Raw genomic sequence first — 23,470 nt, 5'->3', positions numbered from 1 at the left:
TCGCTTCCGGCAAAGTCCGCTGATTCTCCCGCTAAAGCAAACCGAAGAAGGGAAACGAGTTCGATGACGGATCTCTGGCCGCGTCTGGAGCCGCTGCTCGCCGCTGCGGAGCGCCCCGCGCGCTACCTCAACCACGAGTTCGGCTGCGTGTACAAGCCCGAAGCGGACTTCCGCTTCTGCATGGTGTATCCCGATACCTACGAGCTGGGGCAGGCGAACCAGGCGCTGCGCATCCTCGTGAACGTGGTGAACGCCGTCGACGGGATGGCCGCCGAGCGCGCGTTTCTTCCCGCGCCCGCCATGTGCGACACGCTGCGCGCCGAGGGCATCCCGCTGTTCAGTATAGAGAGCTGCGCGCCGCTCGCCGAGTTCGACGCCGTGGGCATCACATTGCCGCACGAGCTGGCGGCTACGAACGTGCTTGAGACGCTCGATTTGGCAGGCATTCCGCTGCATGCAGACGAGCGCGCCGAAAGCGACCCGCTCGTGGTGGGGGGCGGCCCCTGCGCCTACAACCCCGAGCCCTACGCGCCGTTCTTCGACGCGTTCAGCATCGGCGAAGGGGAGGAGGCCTTGCCGCGCGGCCTGGCCGTCGTCCGCCGCCTGCGCGCCGAGGGCGCTGCGCGCGCCGACATCCTGCGCGCGCTGGCTGACGAGCCGGGCTGGTACGTGCCGTCGCTGTACCGCTGGCGCGCCGAGGACGAGGCGCAGGAAGCGGGCTCGTGGATCGAGCCTTTGGAAGAGGGCCTGCCTCTGCGCATCGAGAAGAGCCTGTTCGAGGGCTTCGCGGAAAGCCCTGGCTGGGAGCCGTGCATCGTGCCGTTCACCGAGGTGGTGCACGATCGGCTGAACGTCGAGATCCTGCGCGGGTGCGCCCGCGGCTGCCGCTTCTGCCAGGCGGGCATGATGTACCGCCCCGTGCGCGAGCGCTCGGCCGACAACGTGGTGGAATCGGTGGTGCAAGGCCTGGCCGAGACGGGCTACGACGAGGTCAGCCTCACGTCGCTGTCGTCCACCGACCACTCGCAGATCGCCTCCATCCTCACGCGCATCAACCGCGCCTGCGACGGGAAGGGCGTGCGCATCTCGGTGCCTTCGCAGCGCCTCGACTCGTTCGGCGTGGATATGGCCGAGCTGGTGGCCGGCCAGAAGAAGGGCGGCCTCACGTTCGCGCCCGAGGCGGGCACGCAGCGCCTGCGCGACGTCATCAACAAGAACGTCACCGAAGACGACCTGTTCGGCGCGTTGGACGCCGCGTTCAAGGCGGGGTGGCGCCGCTGCAAGCTGTACTTCATGATAGGCCTTCCCACCGAGACCGACGACGACATCAAGGGCATCGCGAGCCTCGCGCAGCGAGCCTACGACCGCATGAAGGCCGCCACGCCGCCCGAGCAGCGCGGATCCTTGCGCATGAGCGTGTCGTGCGCGCTGTTCGTGCCGAAGGCGCAGACGCCGTTCCAGTGGGACGGGCAGATCCCGCCCGAGGAGGCGCTGCGGCGCGTGCAGCTGCTGCGCAACTCGGTGAAGTACCGCGCCGTGGACGTGCACTGGCATGATCCGGCCACCAGTTTCGTGGAGGCCGTGATGAGCCGCGCGGGGCGCGAGGCCGCCGCGTGGGTGGAGGCCGCCTGGCGCCGGGGCGCGCGCTTCGACGCGTGGACCGAGTGCTTCGCAGAGGCCGCTTGGCGCGAGGCGGCGGACGAGGTGGGCATCGACCCGGCCGCCATCGCGCAGACGGCGTATCCCACGACCCGCGTCATGCCGTGGGAGCATATCTCCACCGGCGTGTCGACGCGGTGGCTGGCGCGCGAGCGCCGCTTGGCCGACGAGGGCCGCACGACGCCCGACTGCACGTTCGAGAACTGCTCGGCCTGCGGCGCGTGCCCGACGCTCGGGGTGGACAACGAGCTGGCCCAGCCCCGCGTGGCGTCCGGCTCGAACGCGGTCGAGCCCTCGTGCCGTCCTGGACGAAGCGCCGAATCCGAGCTCCTTCGCCATCCCGGGCAAAGCGGCGAAGCCGACGCCTCCTCCGTCATCCTGGGAGAGCGAAGCGAGACGAAGGATCCCGCGCGGCGCGAAGGCGCCGGAAAGGAGGCGACCCATGCCTGATCCGAACCTGTTCCGTCTGCGCATGACGTTCTGCAAGCAGGGACGCCTGGCGATGCTGTCTCATCTCGAAGTGGCGCGCGCCCTCGAGCGCGCGGTGCGCCGCGCAGGCCTGCCGTTCGCAGTGAGCCAGGGCTTCTCGCCCCATATGAAGATCGCGTTCGGCGCGGCGTTGCCCGTGGGTGTGGGCGGCACGCACGAGCTGGCAGACCTGCAGATGACGCGCTACGTGCCTGTCGACGAGGCGCTCGAGGCGCTGCAGCGCGCAAGCGTGCCCGACCTGATGGTGAAGGCGTGCGACTACATCGAGCCGCACGCGCCGGCCGCTTCGGCGGCGTACCCTATCGCCGTCTACCGTGCGCTGTTGTCGCACCCTCCCGCAACCTTCCCGGTGCCAGACGAAGTGACGGTGGTGCGCAAGAAGAAGGAGAAAGTGCTGTGCACGGCCGATTTCCTCGTGGGGGAGCTGGAGCTGTCCGGCGCCGTGGCCACGTTCTCGCTGGAATCGAAGCCGACGGGCTCGCTACGTCCCGACGTGTTGCTGCGCGCGTGCTGCGAAGCAGCCGATGCCGTAGCTCCCGAAGGCGTCGCGCCGTTGCGCGTGCTGTCGGTCATGCGCACCGAACAGCGCGCCGCCCGCTGACGGGGAGGGGTCGCATCTTCCGCGCCCGCTTCGAGCAAGAAAAAAGCCCGCCGATCGGCGGGCTTTCTGTATTCAGATGGCGGGATGTACGAGACTCGAACTCGCGACCTCCGACGTGACAGGCCGGCGCTCTAACCAACTGAGCTAACACCCCGTGCTTTGCAGCGAAAGCTATTCTACCGGAAGAACCTTCGCTGTGCAATCATTATTATGACGAATTTCCCCGATACGAAAAGAACCCGCCGAAGCGGGTTCTTAGCATTCAGATGGCGGGATGTACGAGACTCGAACTCGCGACCTCCGACGTGACAGGCCGGCGCTCTAACCAACTGAGCTAACACCCCGTGCTTTGCAGCGCGGAATATATTACCGGGTGTCGCCGATTCGCGCAATACCCCAATTTGAAAAAGTTTGGGAAAGCGTGCGCCGGGTTCGCATGCAGGTTCTGTGATGAGGGAAACATTTTGGTGTGAAATTTCACAGTAGTGATAAAGTTTAGCGACTAAATTGTATACGACAGGAATCGAAGGCAAGGAAGATGAGATGACGGATTCGTTCAATGAGACGAAACGCGAGCTGTACGAGCTTATGCAGCGCTCACGGCGCGAGCGGTTCACGCCGCCAACGCCCGAAGGCGTGACGCCGTCCGAGGCGCGCACGATGATGACGGTCAGCGCTCTTCAGCATACGTGCGAGGACGTCAGGCCGGGTCGCGTCGCGGAGCTGACGCACACGACGCCGAGCGCGTTGTCCCAGACGTTCAAGACCCTCGAGGAGAAGGGCCTCATCGAGCGGCACCGCGCAAGCGGCGATTACCGCGCCGTGTCGGTAAGCCTCACCGAAGAGGGCGAGCGCTTCGCTGCCGAGGGCAGACGTTTGCGCGACGAGCACATGGACGCGGTCATGGAGCACGTGGGTATCGAGGACATGCGGCATCTCGTTCGCATCCTGCGCAAAGTGGTCGAGTTCCACGAGCTGGATCCTGAGGCGACGTGCAAGAGCCGCGCGGAAGGAGATGAGGCGCCGTGCGCATAATTCGCTATCTGAAGAACTGCAAGGTGGCCGTGCTGCTCATCGTGTGCCTGCTCGTCGTGCAGGCGTTCACCGACCTGGCGCTGCCGCACTACACGTCCGATATCGTCGATGTGGGCATCCAGCAGTCCGGCGTGGAGCATGCGGCCACCGACGAGATGACGGCCAAGACCCATGACGAGATCGCTATGATGCTTCCGGTCGACGACGAGCAGACGTTCCGCGACGCTTACACCGAGACGGACGACGGCACGTACAAGCTCAACGACCAGGGCAAGAAGGAGCAGGAGGAGCTCGACCGCATGGTGGCCCTGCCGCTGGTTGCCATCCATTATTCCAGCCAGATCCCCGACCTCGACCTCGACCAGGTGATGCAGGCCTACGAGGCCGGCGCTATCGACAAGCAGAAGATCCTCGATATGCTGGACGAGGCCAAGCAGCATATGGGGGACATGGGCGACTCCATCGTCGACCAGCAGGCCATCGCCGCCGCCAAGGCTGAGTACGAGTCGCTCGGCTACAATCTGTCCGACATGCAGATGGGCTACCTCGTGCGCATCGGCCTCCTGATGTTGGGGCTTGCCGCCCTCGGCATGGTCGCCGCCGTGCTCGTGGGCTTCATCGCCTCGCGCACGGCCGCGAAGGTGGGCGCCACGCTGCGCTCGAAGCTGTTTCGCCGCGTGGTGTCGTTCTCGGACGCCGAGGTGCAAAGCTTCTCGGCCGCCTCGCTCATCACGCGCGGCACGAACGACATCCAGCTGGTGCAGATGGTCACCGTCATGCTGCTGCGCATGGTGCTGTACGCGCCCATCCTCGCCATCGGCGGCATCATCATGGTTTCGCGCACGAACCTCGCCATGAGCTGGATCATCATCTTGGCCGTGGCGGTCATCTTCGTGCTCATCATGGTGCTGATGCGCGTGGCGCTGCCCAAGTTCCAGATCATGCAGACCCTCATCGACCGCGTGAACCTCGTGTCGCGCGAGATCCTCACGGGCCTGCCCGTCATCCGCGCGTTCGACCGCCAGCCCTACGAGGAGAAGCGCTTCGACGAGGCTTCCACCAAGCTCATGAAGACGCAGCTGTTCACGAACCGCGTCATGACGTTCATGATGCCCCTGATGATGCTCATCATGAACGGCGTGTCGGTGCTCATCGTGTGGGTGGGCGGCGGCTACATCGACAACGGCACCATCCAGACGGGCGACCTCATCGCGTTCATCACCTACGCGATGGTCATCATCATGAGCTTCCTCATGATCGGCATGATCTCCATCATGCTGCCGCGCGCCGACGTGGCGGCCCAGCGCGTGAACGAGGTGCTGGAAACAAAGCCCACCATCTGCGACCCGGCCGCCGACAAGGCCCGCGACGCCGAGCTGCGCCGCTCGGGCGAGGGCGCGACCATCGCCTTCAACGACGTCAGCTTCCGCTACGGCGATTCGAAGGAATGCGTGCTCGAGCACATCGACTTCACGGCCGAGCCCGGCAAGACCACGGCGCTCATCGGCTCTACCGGATCGGGCAAGTCGACGGTCATCAAGCTCATCGAGCGCTTCTACGACGTGACGGAGGGCTCGGTCACCATCGACGGCGTGGATGTGCGCGACGTCACGCAGCAGGCGCTGCGCGAGCAGCTGGGCTACGTGCCGCAGAAGGCGTTTCTGTTCTCAGGCACCATCGAGTCGAACGTGGCCTACGCGGACGAGGGGATGCCCGTCGACCGCATCAGGGAGGCCGTCGACATCGCCCAGGCGTCGGAATTCGTCGCCTCGAAGGAGGAAGGCCTGGGCACGCGCGTGTCGCAAGGCGGCTCGAACGTGTCGGGCGGCCAGCGCCAGCGCCTGGCCATCGCCCGTGCGCTGGCCACCGAGGCGCGCGCCTACCTGTTCGACGACAGCTTCTCGGCGCTCGACTACAAGACCGACGCCGCGCTGCGCCAGGAGCTGCACACGCGCCTGGGCGGCAAGACCGTGGTCATCGTGGCGCAGCGCATCTCGACGGTGCTGCATGCCGACCGCATCGTGGTGCTGGACGACGGCCGCATCGTGGGCCAGGGCACGCACGAGGAGCTGATGGAAACCTGCGAGGAGTATCGGGAGATCGCGATGTCCCAGCTGTCGGAAGCCGAGCTGAACGGAGGTGATGCGGCATGAGCGCGCAGGAGAACGCCCAGGCGCAGGAACCTCGCCGCGGACCCATGGGCCACGGTCCCGGCGGGCGCATGATGCCCGGCGAGAAGCCGAAGAACCTCAAGGGAACGCTTGCCAAGCTGATCGCCTTCATGGGTCGCTTCAAGGCGGCCATCGTGGTGGTGCTCGTATTCGCCGTGGGCTCCACCATCTTCAACATCGTGGGGCCGAAGGTGCTGTCCACGGCCACTACCGAGCTGTTCAACGGCATCGTGGCGAAGATCGACGGCTCGGGCGGCATCGACTTCGACGCGATCGCGCGGATCCTCGTGTTCACGCTGGGCCTGTACCTGCTGTCCGCGGCATGCTCGTTCGTGCAGGGCTGGATCATGAGCTCGGTTTCGCAGCGCACGTGCTACCAGCTGCGCGGCGCCATCGCCGACAAGATCGACCGCATGCCCATGGGCTACTTCGAGCGCACGAGCGTGGGCGACACCCTGTCGCGCATCACGAACGACGTGGACACGCTGGGCCAGAGCCTGAACCAGGGCGTCACCCAGCTCATCACGTCGGTGACCACCATCGTCGGCGTGCTCATCATGATGCTGTCCATCAACCCGCTCATGACGCTGATCACCGTGGTCATTCTTCCGGTTTCCATCGTGCTCATCATGGTGGTGGTGAAGCGCTCGCAGAAGTACTTCGTGGCGCAGCAGCGCACGCTCGGCAAGATCAACGGCATCGTGGAGGAGACGTTCTCGGGTCACGCCATCGTGAAGGCGTTCAACCGCGAGGACGGCACGGTCGACCGTTTCAACGAGACGAACGCGAAGCTGTACGGGTCGGCGTGGAAGTCGCAGTTCTTCAGCGGCCTCATGCAGCCTATCATGACGTTCGTCGGCAACCTGGGCTACGTGGCCGTCGCCATCGCCGGCAGCTTCCTGGCCGTGCAGGGCATCATCACGGTGGGCGACATCCAGGCGTTCATCCAGTACGTGAAGAACTTCACGCAGCCCATCACCCAGCTCACGCAGGTGTCCAACGTGCTGCAGCAGATGGCCGCGGCCGCCGAGCGCATCTTCGAGTTCCTCGACGCGCCCGAGGAGGAGCCCGACCATGCGACCGCCCGTACCGCCGACGTGGAGTGCAACGTGCAGTTCGACCACGTGCGCTTCGGCTACGATCCGGAGAAGCCGGTGATCAAGGACTTCTCGGCCCAGGTGTCGGAAGGCCAGACCGTCGCGCTGGTCGGCCCCACGGGCGCCGGCAAGACCACCATGGTCAAGCTGCTCATGCGCTTCTACGACGTGCAGTCGGGCTGCATCAAGATCGGCGGCACGGACATCCGCGATTTCGCGCGCGACGATCTGCGCAGCCTGTTCGGCATGGTGCTGCAGGACACGTGGCTGTTCCACGGCACCATCCGCGACAACATCCGCTACGGCAAGCTGGACGCCACCGACGAGGAGGTGGAGGCGGCGGCGAAGGCGGCCTACGTCAACCACTTCATCCAGACGCTGCCGCAGGGCTACGACACCGAGATCAACGAGGACGCCAGCAACATCAGCCAGGGCCAGCGCCAGCTGCTGACCATCGCGCGCGCCATCCTGGCCGACCGCCGCATGCTCATCCTCGACGAGGCCACCAGCTCGGTGGACACGCGCACCGAGGAGCGTATCCAGAAGGCTATGGACAACCTCATGGCCGGGCGCACCTCGTTCGTCATCGCGCATCGCCTGTCCACCATCAAGAGCGCGGATCTCATCCTCGTCATCCGCGACGGCGACATCGTGGAGCAGGGCACGCACGAGGAACTGCTGGCGCTTGGCGGTTTCTACGCGGAGTTGTATAATTCTCAGTTCACCGAGACGATTGACGAGGTGGAGGACTAGCGCATACGGGCGCGTCTTCGCCCCCTCGCTCAGGGAATGGGAACAGCGACGTATGCCCGCAACGGGAACTGAGAGCGCATCAGCGCAGATGCAAGGCGCGCCTGAAAGCAAGGCGCGCCTTGCCGTGTTCGACTTCGACGGCACCAGCATCGCGGGCAACTCGCCCGTGCTGCTGGTCAGCCACCTTCTGAGTCGCAAGATGCTGAAGAAGCGAGTCGTCTTCCGCATCCTTCTGTGGGCGGCCGCCTACAAGCTGCGCCTGCCGCAGAACGAGGCGGCTGTGCGCGGTCTCGTGTTCACGGCGTTCGAGGGCAAGCCCGCCGCCGAGGTGGACGCCTTCCTCGCCGAGTTCTACGACGAGCGCATCGCGCCGCTGTTCAGGCCCGAGGCGGATGCCGCCATGCGCGCCCACGCCGAGGCGGGGGACACCGTGGTGGTCATCTCGGCCACGTTCGAGCCTATCATCCTGCGCGCCATGGAGCACCATCCGTTCGACAACCAGATATCCACGCGCATGAGCGTGGCCACCGACGGCACCTACACCCGCGCGGTGGAGGGTCTGCCGGTGGAGGGGGAGGAGAAGCTGGCCGCCGTGCGCCGCTTCGGCGACAGCCGTTTCGGGCCGGGCAACTGGGAGCTCGCCTACGCGTACGGCGACCATCATTCCGACCGCGCCGTGCTGTCGGCCGCGGAGCATCCTCGCGCCGTGTCGCCCGATCGGCCGCTCGCCCGCACCGCGCGCGAAAAGGGCTGGGAGATCCTCGACTGGTAGAGCCTTGCGCTCATACCCTTCGGGTTGCTTACGTTTTGGGGTTTTTGCGGTTCGACCTATGCGGGGGCTTTCTTCTTGGGTAAAATGTGACCTGGACATAGTCATTTTCTCGCGACGTGCGATCACATCGAAAAGGAGGTTGGGTCCATGTTTGAGAACGATGCGAACAGCTCGCCCAGCCAGAACGACGAGCATAGCAATTCCTCGACCGAGTACCTGCGGCTCGCTTCCCAGGCGTGCGCTTCGGGCGACGCGGTCCTCGGCATGCATCTGTATCTGGCGGCGTTCGAGCGCGCGCAGCACGGCGAAGGCTCCGCCGTCGACGAAGCGGCGCTCGAGGGCCTGAAGCAGGCCTGGCAGCTGGCCTGCAAGCTCAAGGAGCGCTCCATCGCCGAATACGCGTTCGAGCGCCTCGAGCCCTACCTGTCCTCGGACGAGGCCGCGGCTTGCGCCGAGCAGCTGCAGAGCCTCGCGCTCGACAAGCTGGAGGAGTACGGCCTTTCGCGCGAGGACCTGGAGGACATGACCGACATGATCTCCCAGGACTTCCTGGGCTTCGATGCCGCGCGCCTCATGCGGGTGGAGCACGTCACCGAGCCGTCTTCGGCGTGCGTCGCCGAGGCTGCGCCGCAGGCCGCTCAGAGCGCTGCGGCGGACGAGGGCGGCGAGGAGGGCGAAAAGGCCCCGTCCGTCTCCGAGGTGCAGAAGTCGCTCGCCGAGGCCATCCAGGCTTGCGGCGACGACGCGGACGCTCATGCGGTGGTGTCGTCCCTCGAGAACATAACGTATCGCGAGCTCGTGGGCTACGACGAGACCGTGAAGCTCATGCGCGACTTCGGGGTGGGCATGCAGCACGACGAGCGCTTCCAAGAGCTGGTGGAGCTGCTGAACGCGCGCCACGGCCTGGACCGCATGCCGGCCTCCGACGCGCTGCTGTTCCGTTCTCCGGCGCGCGAGGACGCGAACCGATTCATGGCGGCCACGCTGGGCGAGCTGGGGCTGCCGGCCATCCGCATGCACATGGAGGAGAACCTTCAGGGGATGCCGGTGCTGTGCGTCATGGCGCAGGCCGACCGCCAGCCGAAGCTCAACGCGGCGCGCAACGCCTTCGAGGGCGCTGGCGTGCTCATGCTGGAGGACTTGGATCTGTGGATGTCGCCCATGGTGGAGTCGGCCGGCGACGATCTGGGCGGGTTCATCATGGCCAGCCTGTCGCGGGGCGCGCGCGAGGCCATCAGCCTCATCAGCTCGGCGGTGGAGAACCCCGACGTGTTCGTGCTGGCCTCCTCGTCCGAGGCGGGGGAGATCGACCCGTTCTTCTTCGACCTCCTGGAGCCGCTGTCGGTGATCGACATCGACTTTCCCACGGTGTCCGAGCGCGACGACATCTGGATGGAGATAGCCCGCGAGCATCCGTCCCTGCGCGGCATCGACCGTGCATCGCTTGTGCGCTATTCAGCGCAGATGCCGCGCTACGATATGTACATGGCCGCACGCGAGGCCATCGAGGAGGCTTACAAGGCCAGCCTCGTCGCGCGCCGCTACCTGCCGGTGACGGCGGACAACCTGTACGACAAGCTGGCGGCCTACCAGCCGCTCGATTCCGACGAGTACCGCGCACTCGAGGAGGCGGTCGTCAGCGACTTCAGGCGCGAGCTGGAGCATCTGGAAGACCTGCTCGATAGAGAAGAGGGGAACTGATGGACGTCACGCGCCGCTGCGACTATGCTTGCCGGATACTGAGGGCCGCTTACAAGAGCGGGGAGGCCTACGTTTCGGTGTCCGACATCGCCGAGCAGGAGGACATTCCCTACGCCTTCGCGCGCAGCATTCAGCACGACCTGGTGAAGGGCGGGCTCATCAAGACGGTACGCGGAGCCCGCGGCGGGCTCGCGCTCAACTGCGATCCGGCCGCCGTGACCCTGCTGGAAGTGCTCGAGGCGGTTCAGGGGCCGGTGAGCATCTCGCTGTGCGTGATGGATCCCGCTTACTGCGACAAACAGAAGGACTGCGCCTACAACAAGCTGTGGCAGGGAGCCGATCGGCTGCTGAACGCCTACTTCGGCGCTATCACGCTCAAGGACCTCATCGAGCAGGGGGCGTCGCATCCGGTGGTGGAAGCCGCTATGGCGAAGGCGAAGGACGCAGACGCGGTTCCGGCCGCCGTCCGCTGCGCTGCGCATTGCGCCGCGCCCACGCCGCGCATTGCCGCGGAAGCTCCCGAAGCCGACGACGCGAGCGCGTGCGAATCGTGCGCATAGCGGGTTCCGGCTCGGTTGCGTGGCCGTCCGAGGCGCTCGGGCGCGACGAGTTCGTGGAGCTTGTGCGCCGCGAGGGCGCTCGGCTGCATCGCGACCTGCCCTGGCGTTACATCGACGACCCGTACGCCGTGCTGGTGAGCGAGGTCATGCTGCAGCAGACTCAGGTGGCTCGCGTCGAGAAGCACTGGACGCGCTTCCTGTCGCTGTTTCCCACCATCGACTCCCTGGCGGCCGCAGGCACGGCCGACGTGCTGGCGCAGTGGCAGGGGCTGGGGTACAACCGCCGTGCGCTTGCGCTCAAGCGGGCGGCCGAGACGTGTTCGGCCGAGCGGGGAGGGCTGCTGCCCGACACGGCTGAGGAGCTGGAAACGCTTCCGGGCATCGGTCCGGCCACGGCGGCGGGCGTGATGGCATTCGCCTACAACCGCCCCTCCGTGTACATCGAGACGAACGTGCGCACGGTGTTCCTGCACGAGCTGTTCCCCGACCGCGACAAGGTTTCCGACCGCGAGCTGGCGCCGCTCGTTGCGTCCACCTGTCCCGAGGACGACGCCCGGGCCTGGTACTACGCGCTGCTCGATTACGGCGCGCACCTCAAGACGCTCGTGGCGAACCCTTCGCGGCGCAGCGCCCACTACGCGCGCCAGTCGGCCTTCGAGGGCTCGCGGCGGCAGAAGCGCGCCGAGCTCGTGCGCGTCGTGCTGGCCGAGCCGGGCATCGGCGCCGACGAGCTGGCCGAGCGCCTCGACGCCTTCGAGCGCGCCGCCGGGCGCGACGGCGTGGACGCGGCCACGTTCGAGTCCATCGTGGCCGACCTCGTGTCCGAAGGCTTCTTCCGCCGAGAGGGCGGCGCGTTCTTCGCCTGACGGGGCCCGCTGCGGCGGGAGGTTGCATTCTTTGCCCTCCTCCGGTTCCGGTCCGCGCTTGGGATGGCATGCGGTCGAATCCTTTTCTTGCAGGGCGGCGTTTTCGAGCGCTTTGGACGCAAAACGGTACCCATGGCAATCCTGACGGCGGAATCAGGTTACGAGAAGCTCGCTGAATAGTACCCACCTGGGGTTTTGCACGTGATCCTGATCGGACGGCATGCAAAACAGGTCTCGAGATTGTCATGGGGGCTGATTCGCGCCCAATCTCGCCGGGCTTCCCGCCGCGATCGGAGCGCATGGTCGAGCGAGCTGAATCTATGCAGCGCGCCGCGCGACCTACCGAGTGCCGCCGGGCGGACTCTCCCTATTCAATCGCGTACGCATTGCTCCTCGATAGTTTCTTGTGCGCGAAATAGCGTTTCTTGCATGATTCTTGCATACGATTCTTGACTTTCATGTGTTAGAATATGCCGCATCCCGTGGGGGAGTAGTCGGCCTTGAACGAGGCGGCTGCGTCAACATGCTGCTTCCGCTCGAAGCTGGCGCAACCTTAAACGACAAGACTCGCGGTGTGGCGCACGCGTCGCACCGCTCATCATGCAGCCGGCGCGCACGCCGGTATTTTTATGCCCAAACCGTGGAGTGCGGGGCGGCCAGGGGAGCCGCAAGCGGACGAGAGGAAAACCCATGGGATTCGTGGAGCTGTTGTTGCTGGCGATCGGTTTGTCGATGGATGCGTTCGCCGTGTCGGTATGCAAAGGCCTGTGCATGAAGCGGCTCAACCTGCGCCAGGCGACGGTCGTCGCGCTGTTCTTCGGCGGCTTCCAGGCGCTCATGCCGCTTGTCGGATGGGCGCTGGGCACGCAGTTCGAGCAGTTCATCACGCCGGTGGATCATTGGATCGCCTTCGTGCTTTTGGCCCTCATCGGCGGGAAGATGCTGTGGGACGCCTTCCATGAGGACGACGAGGAGCTGTCCTGCCCGGCCGACGGCAAGCTCGACCTGCGCGAGCTCGTGATGCTCGCCGTCGCCACGAGCATCGACGCGCTGGCCGTGGGCATCACGTTCGCGTTCTTGCGCGTGGACATCCTCACGTCCGTGGGGCTGATCGGCGTCACGACGTTCGCCCTGTCCATCGTCGGCGTTGCCGTGGGCCACCGCTTCGGCGCCCGCTACGAGAAGCCCGCCACCGTCGCCGGCGGCATCGTCCTCATCCTCATCGGCCTCAAGATCCTGCTGGAACACCTGGGGATCATAGCCTTCTAGAAGCCGGACGAGACGTAGACTCCGTCTTTTACCTTCTTCGTCTCGCTTTTCTCGCCGAACTCAGGACGCGAAGCGGCGCGGGGCTCCCACCAAGCGAGTTCCGCAGCGAAGCGAGGACTGTTTGAGCGACTGGGCGTCCCGCGCCGCTTCGCGCCGCGCAGGTTGGCTACATAATAGGATAGCTTCCCAGCACCTTGACCTCGCGCAGCTTGAGGCGCAGGCAGTTGAGCGCGGTCTGCACGGCAAGGTCGTTCACGTTCTCCTTGAACTCGATGAAGAACATGTAGTCGCCGAGCGCCTGCTTGGTAGGGCGCGACTGGATCATCGACAGGTTGATGCCCGCGTAGGCGAACTCCGACAGGATCATGTTCAGCGTGCCGGCGCGGTCCACCTGCAAGAACAGCGCGAGCGAGGTCTTGTAGCGATCGCCGGTGAACACGGGGGGATGCCCCTGGCGGCCGATGAGCGCGAACGACGTCTGATTCCCGAAATGATCCTCGATCTCGCGCTCCTCGACGCGCGCGCCGTACAGCTCGGCCGCGAACGCGTTGGCGATACCCGCGACGCGCGGGTTCTCCATGACCAGCCGCGCGCTCTCGGCGGTGGACGACGTGGTGATGGTGGACCTGCCCGGTAGGCGCTCGCTCAGGAAGCGGCGGCACTGCGCGAGCCCCTGGGCGTGCGAGGCCACCGTGGCAACGTCCTCGATCTTCGCGTCGGGGTGCATGACAAGGCAATGGTGGATGTCGATGACCTCTTCGCCGAGGATGGTGGCCGAGCTTTTGAAGGAGAAGTTGTCCAGCGTGGCCGTGACGGACCCTTCGAGCGAGTTCTCCTTCGCCACCACGCCGAACTCGCATTTGCCGCGATCGACGCAGTCGAACACTTCGTCGAACGAGGCGCACTCGAACAGGTTTGGCTCGTCGATGCCGAGGCGGGCTGCGAACGCGCGCGCGGCTTCGTCGGTGTAGGTTCCGGCAGGGCCGAGGTAGGCGAATACGGGTTCGGTTGAAGCCATGGGTCCAATCCTTCTATCGGGGTTCTCGGTTATTCGTGCTTGTGCTATCATACCCGTCTTCACGACAAGATGAACGGCGGTGAACGAGAAACCAACGGGAGTTCTCACCTGTTAGCGGTATGCATAGAGAGGGGCGAAAAAAGTATCCCCCTGCATGAAAATGCATAAAGTAGCTAATCAAGTGTATAACTCATGTTACGTGGATGTTGATGCGTAACATTTTTCAGCCACTTGCGGGTCAAACGTTGCGCTCGCGCCCTCGCTGTGCGTTTTAATTCTGGAGTCGTGGAAAATACTGAATCAGCAAGCATTGGAAGACGAGAGCACCTGAGGAGGTGTGCACATGGAAACAGAGGCCACAGTTTCAGAGTTTCAGAACATGCTTTCCGCGCGCGGCGTCAGCCGCCGCAGCTTCATGAAGCTCTGCGGCGCCGTTGCGGTCGCGGCCGGATTGTCCGAGCTCGCTGCGCCGCGCGTGGCGCAGGCCCTCGAGAAATCTGTGATCGGCGCAACGAAGGGCAAGCTGTATCCGGTTATCTGGATCGAGGGCGCGTCGTGCACGGGTTGTACCGAGTCGTTTGCGCAGGTCGAGACGCCGGATGCGGCTTCGATCGTGCTGGACATGATCTCGCTCAACTACTCCGAGACCCTGTCGGCGGCAGCCGGCTGGTCGATGGAGGAGGCCAAGGAGCAGACGATCGAGGCCGGCAATTACATCCTCGTGTACGAGGGAGCTGTGCTGGAAGGCTGGGGAGGCCAGGCTCTGCGCGTCGCCGACAAGCCCGGTACGGAGCATCTGATCGAGGCTGCCGAGAAAGCCAACGCCGTAGTCGCGCTGGGTTCCTGCGCGGTCAACGGCGGCTGGATGGGCGCTCATCCCAACCAGGCGGGTGCGCTCGGCGTGCAGGCGTTCCTGAAGAAGGCCGGCATCAACACGCCGGTTGTGAACGTTCCCGGTTGCCCGGCCAACCCCGAGTGGCTCGTGGCCGTGCTGGCGGACGTGATCTTCCTTGAGAAGCTTCCCGCGCTCAACAGCGAGGACAAGCCTGCCGGCATCTTCGACCAGACGATCCACGACAACTGCGAGCGCCGCGGCCACTTCGAGAACGGCGAGTTCGTGTACAAGTTCGGCTCCGAGGAAGAGGCCAAGGGATACTGCCTGTACCCGCTTGGCTGCCGCGGACCTCAGACGAAGGCGAACTGCGGCGTGACCATGTGGAACAACCGTCGCAGCTGGTGCGTGCAGTCCGGCGCTCCCTGCATCGGATGCTGCGAGGCCAACCCGAACGATCCCGGCCATAACTGGGTCGAGGTCAACACCCCGTTCTACAAGCGTCATCGCGACCTGCGCATCGGCGACTGGATGGTTCAGCCCGGCACTATCGCGCTCGGCATCACCGGCATTCTTGCCGCGGCCCTCGTGGTGCACGGTTTCGGCATGAAGATCACCGGCCGCATGGACGGCGGCGCCGACTTCGAGAAGGTGCGCGGCTGGGACGCGAAGCATCCCGACAAGTCCATCGGCAAGTACGACGAGGCCGACCTTAACAACGACGACAAAAAAGAAGGGAGGTAAGCCCTTATGACTCGTTCAGTCATCGACCCGATTACCCGTATCGAAGGCCATCTCCGCGTCGAGATGGAAGTGACCAACGGCAAGGTTTCCGATGCCTGGGTGTCCGGCGGCTGCTTCCGCGGCATGGAGATGGTCGTCGAGAACCGCACGCCCGAGGATGCTGCCCAGATCGTGCAGCGCATCTGCGGCGTGTGCCCGGTGTCCCACGCCCACTCGTCCGCTATCGCGGCCGAAAAAGCCTACGGCATCAAGATCTCGAACAACGCGCGCATCATCCGCAACCTGCTGGAAGGCGCGCAGTTCCTGCACAGCCATATCCTGTGGTTCTACAACCTGGCTGCCCTCGACTACGTGAACCCGCTGAACGCCCTCAAGGCCGATCCGGCGGACGCTTACGACCTTGCTCAGGCTGCAGGCACCTCCATGAACAGCGACTTCGTCGCGCTCAAGGAGCGTCTGGCGAATTTCGCCGACAACGGCCAGCTGTCCATCTTCTCCGGCAACTGGTTCGACGCGGAGGACGGCACGGCTTACCAGCTGCCGCCCGAGCTCGACCTCATCTGCACGGCTCACTACCTTGAGGCGCTGACGATGCAGGCCAAGGCTTCGCAGATCTCCGCTATCATCGGCGGAAAGATGCCGCACGTCATGACGCTGGTACCGGGCGGCACGGCCTTCGTGCCCACCGATCAGAAGCTTGACGAGTTGAAAGCCCTTGCCGATGAGATTTACGACTGGGTCGAGTCGACCATGATCCCCGACACCCTTGCTATCGCGCCGTACTACATCGATGCGTTGAACTGGGGAAAGGGCTGCGGCCGCTATGTGGCTTGGGGCGTGTTCGAGGGCCCGGGCGACTACGCCAGCTACACCGAGCAGATGGCGAACCGCTACCTGCCCATGGGCGTCATCGACGACAAGCTCAACCTCTCCGACGTGCAGGAGAATCTCATCACCGAGTACATGGGCCGCTCCTGGTACAAGGGCGATGCCACGTACACGTCGCCGTACTTCGTCACCGAGCCGGAGTACACCGAGTACAACGTCGAGGACCGCTACACGTGGGTCAAGTGCCCCGCCTACGACGGCAAGCCTTACGAGGCTGGCGGGCTTTCCCGCGTCTTGGCCGCGTACAAGCGCAACGTGCCGTTCGTGGTCGAGCAGGTTGACGGCCTTCTGGAAGCGCTCGGCGCTCCCGGGCAGATCGGGGTCGCGCAGTCGACGCTCGGCCGCACCGCCGTTCGCCAGATCGAGACGCTCTACATCGCCGGCCTCATGAAGGACTGGGTTGCCGAGCTCATCGAGGCGCTGAAGAGCGGCGACAGCGAGTACTTCCGCGAGCCGTCCACCATCACCGGCGCCGGCACGGGCTTCTGGGAGGCTCCGCGCGGCGCGCTCTACCACTCCGAGAGCATCAAGGACGGCAAGATCGAGGGTTATCAGATCATCATCCCGACGACGTGGAACCTCGCTCCCATCAACGAGAGCGGCGAGCACGGCCCGATGGAGCAGGCGCTTATCGGCAACCCGGTGGGCGACATCGAGAAGCCGATCAACGCGCTGCGCACGGTGCACAGCTTCGACCCCTGCACGGCCTGCGCGGTGCACATCACCGAGCCGGCGACGGGCAAGAGCTTCGAGACCGTCACGAGCCCTTGGGGGGTGAAGTAACATGGCGCACTTGGCACATTACCGCGAAGCGCATCCGATGCCCTTCGTCATCACGCACTGGATCAACCTTGTTGCGATGATCCTCCTGATCATCACGGGCTTCAGCATCCACTTCCCGTTCTGGGGCGGCTTCATGGGCATAGCCCGCGGAGTTCATGTGTTCCTGGGCTTCGTGCTGTTCATCAACTGCATCGTCCGCGTGATCATGGCTTTCTTCGTGAAGTCCGCGCCGGATGGCGGCACCCGCTACCAGGTCACGGACTACAAGACGTGGCTGCCGCAGGCTGACAACCGTCACCAGCTGGGCGCGTGGATTCGCTACTATCTGTTCTTCAAGAAGGATCACCCGCTGGGCGCCAAGCTCGGCGTGCCTCAGAAGATCAGCTACCTGGCCATCCCCATCCTCATCATCGTGATGTTCTACACGGGTCTCGCCCTGTGGGCTCCGACGATGAACTGGGCGTTCTTTGCGGCAGGCACTGATCTGGTGGGCGGCCTCATGTCGATGCGCATCATCCACTACTTCATGATGTACATCTTCATCTGCTTCATGCTCATCCATATCTACCTGGCGAACATCGAGGGCATCTCTCCGACGCTGCTCATGTTCTTCTGGAAAGAGCACGGCGGTCTGGTGTACGACCCCGAGAAGCACACCATCGTGGGCGAGGACGACCTCAAGCACGGCGAAAAGGCGTAAGCTTCCAGCTTCGGCACTGACGAAAGGACCCGGGAAACCGGGTCCTTTCACGTCCGGAGTGGGGCGGGGAATCGCGTGCCAGGGGTGTGTGGAGGGGACGGGGGATTTGACGCACCAGGGGACTTCGTGTGTCAAATCCCCCGTCCCCTCGACACGCGCTCAAGATGAGGGAGGTCCTCGCTAGCCCTGTTCGCGCTCGACGAACCTGACGAAGGCGTCGGCTTGGGCTTCGAGGTAGGGTGCCGAGGATTCCAGCTTGAGGCGCCCCTGCTCGTCGGCCTGCGTGGCGATATGGGGGATGCACAGACGCGGCTTGTTCATCACGTGCGCGTCGAGGAAGCTCAGCATGCCCACGAGCTGATCTTGAGCATGCGAGGCGCCGCTCATGCCGATGCTCGCGCCGGCCAGCGCGACGGGCTTCTCCGCCAGCACCTGCGCTTCGGTGGCGCTTACGGGGCGCGACAGCCAGTCCAGGAGGTTCTTCAGCGGTCCGGGGATCGCGTGGTTGTACTCGGGGCTGAACAGCCACAAGCCGTCTGCTTCGCGAACGGCCTCGCGCACGCGCATCACCGCTTCGGGGGCGGGATGCTCGATATCCTGGTTCATGAACGGCACGTCTTCCCAGCGGAGAATGCCGTATCCGACCTCCGGGTGCTTCTCGCGCATCAGGGCTCCGGCCGCTTCGGCCAGTTGCCGGTTATAGCTGTTCTCGCGCAGGGATCCTGCGATTGCCAGCAGCTTCATGACGTCTCCTTCCGCTCGGCTAAAGCCCCCTCATGTGCGGGACTTCCTCGTCTATAATGGCAGACAATCGACGAAGGCACGAAAGGGATAACGAATTGTGACTGAATTGACCGACGAACAGATCGCTCGCGAAGAGAAGTTCCTCGAGGGTATTCCCCGGCTCAACATCGGCGCGCTGTTCCTGCCGCCTATCTGGGGCCCCGCGCACGGCATGTGGGCCGCTATCCTGTTCTATCCCATCTGGCTGTTCGCCGACAACACGTTCTATGCGGCATTCACCGAGCGCACGCCGCTGGCAATAGGCATCGCGTTGATCGTATTGCTCACGCTGACGGTGGGCACGGTGGTGTTCGCCATCCTGGGCCAGCCCTTCGCGGCGCATCGCGCGGCGAGCCTCGGTCAGGACAAGGAGACGTACCTCAAGCGCGAGCGCATCTGGACGATAGCGAGCGTGATCGCAGGCATCGCGATGATCGCGGCGGCGACGTACTACAACTTGGTCATCCGCCCGACGGTGGGGGCGTAAGGTGGGTGCTGCCCGGCGCATCGCGGTGTTCTGCGTTGGCAACAAGCTTATGCTCGACGACGGCGTAGGCCCTGCCGTGTACGAGGAGCTGCTGACGCGATACGATATTCCCGACAACGTGGAGCTGTTCGATTTGGGTTGCCTCTCGCTCAACATGATCGAGCGCGTGCGCGAGTACGACGTTATCATCACGGTGGATGCGGTTGACGGCACCGATGCCGATCCTGGCACGGTGTTTCGCTTCGAGCCCGATGCCATGGCGCGCCATTCGGGAGCAACAGCGTCGCTGCACGATCTCAAGCTGGTCGACCTGTTCGACGCCGCTGCGCTTTTAGGCTACGAAGCCGAGGGCCTGTGCCTGGGAATGCAGGTGGAGAACCCATCGCCTGCCGTGGTCACCGTGGGGCTGACTCCGAAAGTGGATGCGGCGCTGCCCCTGTTGGTCGAGACGGTGGCAGGGGAGCTTGCGCGCCTGGGCTCGCCTTTGCGAGCGCGGGCCTAGATCGATCTGATGCGCTGGAAGACGCGGGACTAAGAGGCCGTCTGCGGCGTGATGAACCGTTCCTCGAAGCTATGCGCCGGAATGGGGCACGAGACGAAGAAACCCTGGATGCTGTCGGCGCCGATGGCGCGCACGGCGTCGAGCTCGGTGGGTTCTTCCACCCCTTCGACCGTCACCTCGATGCCCACGCTATGGCACAGCTCGATGACCGCATCTATGAACGCGCGGTTGAACGCTTCCCGGTGGATGTCCTTGATGAACAGGCGGTCGATCTTCACGATGTCGGCGGGCGACTGGGCCAGTAGGCCAAGCGACGAGTAACCGGTGCCGAAATCGTCCATGGCGATGCGGATGCCGATGGAGCGCAGACGGTCGAACGTGGCGCGCAGCGCGTCCATGTCGGTGACGAAGTAGCTCTCGGTCATCTCCAGCACGATGGACGCCGGGTCGACCCCGGTGCGCTCGACGAGCTGCTCCACGAACGGCACGAAGTCGGCGTCGAGCAGCTGCAGGTAGGAGATGTTCACGTCCATGATGAAGCCGGGATGCGTTTCCGACCAGCGCTTGCACTGTGTGAACGACCGCTCCAGCACCCAGCGGCCCACCTGGCCGATGAGCCCGTACGACTCCAGCACGGGAATGAACTCCACCGGCGAGAGCTGGCCGTGCTCCTCGGAATTCCAACGTAAAAGCGCTTCCGCTCCGGCGATGTCCATGGTTTCCGCGCATACGAGCGGCTGGTAGTACAGCTCGAAGTTCTTCATATCGTCGAGGACGGAAGACTGCATGTAGTCGCTGATCTCCAGGCGGCGAAGTTTCGTCGCGATCGTCGCGGACGAGAAGAACGTGGAAGTGTTCTTGCCGCGCTGTTTGCTCTCTTCCAACGCGTTCTCCGCGTTGCGCAGCAGATCTTGGGCGCTCTGGGCGTCTTGGCCGATCATCGCGATGCCGGCCGACACCATGCAGAAGAAGCTCAAGTCGTCGATGGTGTGTTGGCGGTTCGCAACCACGTGGATGGCGTGGTAGAGCTCTTCCATGGCGGCGCAGCCGGCGCCGTCCATCACGATAGCGAACACGTCGCCATCGAGGCGGAACATGGACGCTCCTTCGGGGATGAGGCGTTGGGTGGACTGGGCGAACATTCTGAGCACGGTGTTTCCGAAAGCGTGGCCGTTCAGCAGGTTGATGCGAGAAAAGTCATCGAGCCCCAACAGCATGACGCCGCCCTGCGATTCGCAGGCGATGAGCCGATCGATGAGGTTCATGCATTCGTCGTGCGTGAACAGCCCGGTGACTGAGTCGATTTTACCCTTGCGCTCCAGACAGGTGACCACGCCGGCGAACATCGTCGGCTGGCCGTTCTCGTCGCGCTTCAGAAGTCCGCGGCACATCACCCAGATACTTTCTCCCAAGGCGTTCTTCACCTGGTATTCGAGATCGTGGCAGTCGGTTTCCCCTGAGAGCATGCTGTCGATCGAATCATCGAAGCGCTTCCGATCGCGTTCGACGATGAGTTCTCTCCAGAGAGGGATGAGGCCGGGAACGAGGCTGTCCGGCAGGTCGAAGTCGTCGCGCATGTTGTCGGAGACGAGCGCGATATCGCGTTGCATGTCGATGATGTACAGGTAGTCGTCCGTGCTGAACGCTATAGCGTCGTAGAACAGTCGCGCGTCGAGCTCGAACGACTTCAGCGCTTCTTTCGTGTCCAAGAAGTGCGCTCCGTTTCAATGATCCGTTGAGCATGCCTTCTGTATTGTAAACGCAATCGGTGCGTTTTCGAGCGTAAATGCTTATCGAAGAGGGGGAGATTTTCATCGATGGGAAAATGTGCCGGATGGCGGCGCAATGACGAAGGCTTCTCGTTTTGTCCACAGTGCGCCGTTGCGACCGCGCACCGGCATAACTTGGGGTAACGTACCGGAGGAAACGATTGACGCGAAGGAGCATCCGCTCATGCACATCCACACCATCAGCGCTTACGAGACTTCGGCAGAAGAGTTCTTCAAGCGCCTCGTCGACTGGAAGGTCGACCTCGTGGTGGACACGAGGCTGAAGAACACGAACCAGCTGGCCGGCTTCACGAAGCGCGACGACCTGGCCTATTTCGTCGAGGAGCTCGTCCATGCCCGTTATGTGCACGACAAGCTGTTCGCCCCGGCGCCCACCATGATGGAGCGCTATATCCACGGCAACATCGGGTGGGACGCCTACGCCGATGCCTACCGCGAGGATATGCGCGAGCGTGAGGCCGTGCCGCAGTTCTTCGACCGTTACGGGGACTGCGAGTCCGTGGCGCTGGTGGGAACCGCCACGCGCTCTCGCCGCTCCCATGTAGAAGTGCTTGCCGAGATGTTGGAGGAGTTCCAGAAGGAGTAGGGAGGCAACTCCCCTGTCGTCCTGATCGAGCGCAAGCATTCGACAGTCCGGTGTACTGTCGAACTCCCGAGCACACGAAGCGAGCGCAGGGAGGCACCGCGAAGCGGGGACGCGAAGGATCCCGTGCGGCGTTAGCTGTTAGCGTTACGGCTGTCGCCACGCGGGATCCTTCGACTACGCGCCTGCGGCGCTCCGCTCAGGATGACAAAGGGAATGAGCGACATCCCTTGAAAAACTAGCGATCGTTAGTTAATATACTAGCAGTCGCTAGTTTTGTAGAGGAGAGACCATGCGGGGGAAGGACACGAAGGAACGCATCGTCGAGGAGGCGTTCGCGCTGTTCGCATCGCGCGGCTTCCATGCGGTGTCGGTGCGCGACATCGCGGCTGCCGTCGGCATCAAGGACGCGTCGCTGTACAATCATTTTTCCGGCAAGCAGGCCATATTCGACGCCATCGTGCGCGATGCGCTGGAGCGGACGCGTCGGTTCTTCGGCGAGCGCAACATCCTGTTCGACGTCTCCGACGACGCGACGCCGTACGAGGAGATGAACGCCGAGCGCATGCACGAGATGGTGCTGCCGTCGTTTCGCTACTTCTTCGAGGATCCGTACATGGTGCGCCTGCGCCATTTGCTGGTGATCAGCCAGTTCGAGAGCGAGGAGGCGGGGCGCGTCTACCGCCTCGTGTTCGTCGAGCAGCCCATGGCGCTGCAGCGCACCATCTTCGAGCACCTCATGGCCACGGGCGAGTTCGTCCGCGACGACGCCGCGCAGATGGCCGTCGAACTGCAGGGCGTCCCGTTCATGCTCATGCATGCGGGTCTGACATGGGAGGAAGCCGAACCGCGGCTCGCCGCCCACGTCGAGCGGTTCGCGCGGGCGCATACGGCGGCGGGGCGGGGCATTCGAGGAGGGGAGCGGGCATGAGCACGGTGGTTGTGTATTCGTCGCAGACGGGGTTCACGAAGCGCTACGCGGAGTGGCTTGCGGAGGAGCTGGGGTGCCAGGTGGTGTCGCTCGGCGACGAGCCGCGGTTCGACGCAAGCGGTTTCGACGTGGTGGTGCTGGGCGGATGGCTTCATGCGGGAGGGCTCGCGGGCAAGAAGTGGCTTGCGCGCGCCCGTGAGAAGCATCTGCAGACGCGGTTCGTCGTGTTCGCAGTGGGCGCGACGCCCGTGGAATGGACCGACATGGTGGAAGAGGCGCTTGCCAAGGAGCTGCCGTCGCCGGAGTTCGATGACGTGGAGCGCTTCTACCTGCGCGGCGGGTTCGCCTACGAGCGCCTGGGCTTGCCGGACAAGCTGGCCATGAAGCTGTTCTTCAAGATGCAGGAGAAGAACGCCGCCGCCGACCCGCGCGCCGCCGAGATGCTCGAGGGCATGC

At 64.3% G+C, this 23,470-nt stretch carries 21 protein-coding genes and 2 tRNA genes; 18 read left to right on the top strand and 5 right to left on the bottom strand.

Annotated features, from left to right (window positions below; translation table 11 throughout):
• Positions 1–63 precede the first annotated feature (63 nt).
• Together HMPREF1023_RS02700 and HMPREF1023_RS02695 are read left to right on the top strand one after the other, a co-directional pair.
• On the top strand, positions 64–2,109 hold the full coding sequence (locus tag HMPREF1023_RS02700) for a TIGR03960 family B12-binding radical SAM protein (protein ID WP_009304610.1): 2,046 nt from the start codon (positions 64–66) through the stop codon (positions 2,107–2,109).
• Positions 2,102–2,749, top strand: coding sequence for a TIGR03936 family radical SAM-associated protein (locus tag HMPREF1023_RS02695; protein ID WP_009304609.1), 648 nt, complete (start codon positions 2,102–2,104; stop codon positions 2,747–2,749). The genes HMPREF1023_RS02700 and HMPREF1023_RS02695 overlap by 8 nt, the downstream gene beginning before the upstream one ends.
• 77 nt (positions 2,750–2,826) lie before the next feature.
• Here HMPREF1023_RS02695 and HMPREF1023_RS02690 read toward each other — a convergent pair.
• Both HMPREF1023_RS02690 and HMPREF1023_RS02685 read right to left on the bottom strand, forming a co-directional pair.
• Positions 2,827–2,903 (bottom strand) — tRNA-Asp (locus tag HMPREF1023_RS02690).
• 113 nt (positions 2,904–3,016) lie between these two features.
• Positions 3,017–3,093: transfer RNA gene (locus HMPREF1023_RS02685), tRNA-Asp, on the bottom strand.
• A gap of 199 nt (positions 3,094–3,292) precedes the next feature.
• Between HMPREF1023_RS02685 and HMPREF1023_RS02680 the strand changes: the two genes are divergently transcribed.
• From HMPREF1023_RS02680 to HMPREF1023_RS02645, 8 genes are all read left to right on the top strand, one after another.
• The gene (locus tag HMPREF1023_RS02680; RefSeq protein ID WP_009304608.1) at positions 3,293–3,784 is read left to right on the top strand and encodes a MarR family winged helix-turn-helix transcriptional regulator; all 492 of its coding nucleotides are present in this window, start codon (positions 3,293–3,295) and stop codon (positions 3,782–3,784) included.
• A complete protein-coding gene (locus tag HMPREF1023_RS02675) occupies positions 3,775–5,937 on the top strand; it encodes an ABC transporter ATP-binding protein (protein ID WP_009304607.1) in 2,163 nt (720 codons plus the stop codon). The genes HMPREF1023_RS02680 and HMPREF1023_RS02675 overlap by 10 nt, the downstream gene beginning before the upstream one ends.
• Positions 5,934–7,805, top strand: a complete 1,872-nt coding sequence (locus HMPREF1023_RS02670) for an ABC transporter ATP-binding protein (RefSeq protein WP_009304606.1) — start codon at positions 5,934–5,936, stop codon at positions 7,803–7,805. Before HMPREF1023_RS02675 ends, HMPREF1023_RS02670 begins: the two co-directional genes overlap by 4 nt.
• 52 nt (positions 7,806–7,857) lie before the next feature.
• Positions 7,858–8,577: an HAD family phosphatase gene (locus HMPREF1023_RS02665; RefSeq protein ID WP_009304605.1), complete on the top strand. Its 720-nt coding sequence runs from the start codon at positions 7,858–7,860 to the stop codon at positions 8,575–8,577.
• A 147-nt stretch (positions 8,578–8,724) separates the two neighbouring features.
• A complete protein-coding gene (locus HMPREF1023_RS02660; RefSeq protein ID WP_009304604.1) occupies positions 8,725–10,278 on the top strand; it encodes a hypothetical protein in 1,554 nt (517 codons plus the stop codon).
• Complete coding sequence (locus HMPREF1023_RS02655; protein WP_009304603.1) at positions 10,278–10,838, top strand: Rrf2 family transcriptional regulator; 561 nt, start codon at positions 10,278–10,280, stop codon at positions 10,836–10,838. The genes HMPREF1023_RS02660 and HMPREF1023_RS02655 overlap by 1 nt, the downstream gene beginning before the upstream one ends.
• Entirely contained in the window at positions 10,829–11,704 is an 876-nt protein-coding gene (locus HMPREF1023_RS02650) for an adenine glycosylase (protein WP_009304602.1), read from the top strand. The genes HMPREF1023_RS02655 and HMPREF1023_RS02650 overlap by 10 nt, the downstream gene beginning before the upstream one ends.
• Positions 11,705–12,394: 690 nt before the next feature.
• Positions 12,395–12,973 (top strand): manganese efflux pump MntP family protein, encoded by a 579-nt coding sequence (locus HMPREF1023_RS02645; RefSeq protein WP_009304601.1) that lies wholly within the window; start codon positions 12,395–12,397, stop codon positions 12,971–12,973.
• Between the two features lie 166 nt (positions 12,974–13,139).
• Here the strand turns inward: HMPREF1023_RS02645 and pheA are convergent, their stop codons facing one another.
• The gene (pheA, locus tag HMPREF1023_RS02640; RefSeq protein WP_009304600.1) at positions 13,140–13,991 is read right to left on the bottom strand and encodes a prephenate dehydratase; all 852 of its coding nucleotides are present in this window, start codon (positions 13,989–13,991) and stop codon (positions 13,140–13,142) included.
• 343 nt (positions 13,992–14,334) lie between these two features.
• On the opposite strand from pheA, the gene HMPREF1023_RS02635 reads away from it, so the two are divergent.
• Genes HMPREF1023_RS02635 through HMPREF1023_RS02625 form a run of 3 tightly spaced genes read left to right on the top strand, consistent with a single transcriptional unit; the run spans position 14,335 to position 17,938 of the window.
• Positions 14,335–15,567: a hydrogenase small subunit gene (locus HMPREF1023_RS02635; RefSeq protein WP_009304599.1), complete on the top strand. Its 1,233-nt coding sequence runs from the start codon at positions 14,335–14,337 to the stop codon at positions 15,565–15,567.
• 6 nt (positions 15,568–15,573) lie between these two features.
• Positions 15,574–17,238: a nickel-dependent hydrogenase large subunit gene (locus HMPREF1023_RS02630; RefSeq protein WP_009304598.1), complete on the top strand. Its 1,665-nt coding sequence runs from the start codon at positions 15,574–15,576 to the stop codon at positions 17,236–17,238.
• 1 nt (position 17,239) lies between these two features.
• Positions 17,240–17,938: a cytochrome b/b6 domain-containing protein gene (locus HMPREF1023_RS02625; RefSeq protein ID WP_009304597.1), complete on the top strand. Its 699-nt coding sequence runs from the start codon at positions 17,240–17,242 to the stop codon at positions 17,936–17,938.
• Positions 17,939–18,118: 180 nt separating this feature from the next.
• Here the strand turns inward: HMPREF1023_RS02625 and HMPREF1023_RS02620 are convergent, their stop codons facing one another.
• Positions 18,119–18,682 carry an NADPH-dependent FMN reductase gene (locus tag HMPREF1023_RS02620; protein ID WP_009304596.1) on the bottom strand — a complete coding sequence of 188 codons (564 nt, stop codon included), beginning with the start codon at positions 18,680–18,682 and terminating at the stop codon, positions 18,119–18,121.
• Positions 18,683–18,779: 97 nt separating this feature from the next.
• Here HMPREF1023_RS02620 and HMPREF1023_RS02615 point away from each other — a divergent pair, with 97 nt between their 5' ends.
• Positions 18,780–19,208 carry a hypothetical protein gene (locus HMPREF1023_RS02615; RefSeq protein WP_009304595.1) on the top strand — a complete coding sequence of 143 codons (429 nt, stop codon included), beginning with the start codon at positions 18,780–18,782 and terminating at the stop codon, positions 19,206–19,208.
• Position 19,209: 1 nt separating this feature from the next.
• On the top strand, positions 19,210–19,710 hold the full coding sequence (locus HMPREF1023_RS02610) for a hydrogenase maturation protease (RefSeq protein ID WP_009304594.1): 501 nt from the start codon (positions 19,210–19,212) through the stop codon (positions 19,708–19,710).
• Between the two features lie 29 nt (positions 19,711–19,739).
• Here HMPREF1023_RS02610 and HMPREF1023_RS02605 read toward each other — a convergent pair whose 3' ends face one another.
• Positions 19,740–21,419, bottom strand: coding sequence for a bifunctional diguanylate cyclase/phosphodiesterase (locus HMPREF1023_RS02605; protein ID WP_015760499.1), 1,680 nt, complete (start codon positions 21,417–21,419; stop codon positions 19,740–19,742).
• A gap of 244 nt (positions 21,420–21,663) precedes the next feature.
• On the opposite strand from HMPREF1023_RS02605, the gene HMPREF1023_RS02600 reads away from it, so the two are divergent.
• From HMPREF1023_RS02600 to HMPREF1023_RS02590, 3 genes are all read left to right on the top strand, one after another.
• Entirely contained in the window at positions 21,664–22,086 is a 423-nt protein-coding gene (locus HMPREF1023_RS02600; RefSeq protein ID WP_009304592.1) for a DUF488 domain-containing protein, read from the top strand.
• Positions 22,087–22,375: 289 nt separating this feature from the next.
• Entirely contained in the window at positions 22,376–23,014 is a 639-nt protein-coding gene (locus tag HMPREF1023_RS02595; protein WP_009304591.1) for a TetR/AcrR family transcriptional regulator, read from the top strand.
• Positions 23,011–23,470, top strand: a 460-nt coding sequence (locus HMPREF1023_RS02590) for a flavodoxin domain-containing protein (RefSeq protein WP_009304590.1), incomplete at its 3' end; no start/stop codon positions are given. The genes HMPREF1023_RS02595 and HMPREF1023_RS02590, both read left to right, overlap by 4 nt.

The sequence above is a fragment of the Eggerthella sp. 1_3_56FAA genome (genome assembly GCF_000185625.1).
GTDB classification, from domain to species: Bacteria; Actinomycetota; Coriobacteriia; order Coriobacteriales; family Eggerthellaceae; genus Eggerthella; species Eggerthella lenta.
The sequence above is the reverse complement of the archived record's forward strand: the minus strand, read 5'-3'. Positions and strand labels throughout refer to the sequence as shown.

Coding starts and splice junctions, on each gene's coding strand:
- HMPREF1023_RS02700 (WP_009304610.1), top strand. CDS start 64: ATGACGGATCTCTGGCCGCGTCTGGAGCCGCTGCTCGCCGCTGCGGAG.
- HMPREF1023_RS02695 (WP_009304609.1), top strand. CDS start 2,102: ATGCCTGATCCGAACCTGTTCCGTCTGCGCATGACGTTCTGCAAGCAG.
- HMPREF1023_RS02680 (WP_009304608.1), top strand. CDS start 3,293: ATGACGGATTCGTTCAATGAGACGAAACGCGAGCTGTACGAGCTTATG.
- HMPREF1023_RS02670 (WP_009304606.1), top strand. CDS start 5,934: ATGAGCGCGCAGGAGAACGCCCAGGCGCAGGAACCTCGCCGCGGACCC.
- HMPREF1023_RS02665 (WP_009304605.1), top strand. CDS start 7,858: ATGCCCGCAACGGGAACTGAGAGCGCATCAGCGCAGATGCAAGGCGCG.
- HMPREF1023_RS02660 (WP_009304604.1), top strand. CDS start 8,725: ATGTTTGAGAACGATGCGAACAGCTCGCCCAGCCAGAACGACGAGCAT.
- HMPREF1023_RS02655 (WP_009304603.1), top strand. CDS start 10,278: ATGGACGTCACGCGCCGCTGCGACTATGCTTGCCGGATACTGAGGGCC.
- HMPREF1023_RS02645 (WP_009304601.1), top strand. CDS start 12,395: ATGGGATTCGTGGAGCTGTTGTTGCTGGCGATCGGTTTGTCGATGGAT.
- pheA (WP_009304600.1), bottom strand. CDS start 13,991: ATGGCTTCAACCGAACCCGTATTCGCCTACCTCGGCCCTGCCGGAACC.
- HMPREF1023_RS02635 (WP_009304599.1), top strand. CDS start 14,335: ATGGAAACAGAGGCCACAGTTTCAGAGTTTCAGAACATGCTTTCCGCG.
- HMPREF1023_RS02630 (WP_009304598.1), top strand. CDS start 15,574: ATGACTCGTTCAGTCATCGACCCGATTACCCGTATCGAAGGCCATCTC.
- HMPREF1023_RS02625 (WP_009304597.1), top strand. CDS start 17,240: ATGGCGCACTTGGCACATTACCGCGAAGCGCATCCGATGCCCTTCGTC.
- HMPREF1023_RS02620 (WP_009304596.1), bottom strand. CDS start 18,682: ATGAAGCTGCTGGCAATCGCAGGATCCCTGCGCGAGAACAGCTATAAC.
- HMPREF1023_RS02600 (WP_009304592.1), top strand. CDS start 21,664: ATGCACATCCACACCATCAGCGCTTACGAGACTTCGGCAGAAGAGTTC.
- HMPREF1023_RS02595 (WP_009304591.1), top strand. CDS start 22,376: ATGCGGGGGAAGGACACGAAGGAACGCATCGTCGAGGAGGCGTTCGCG.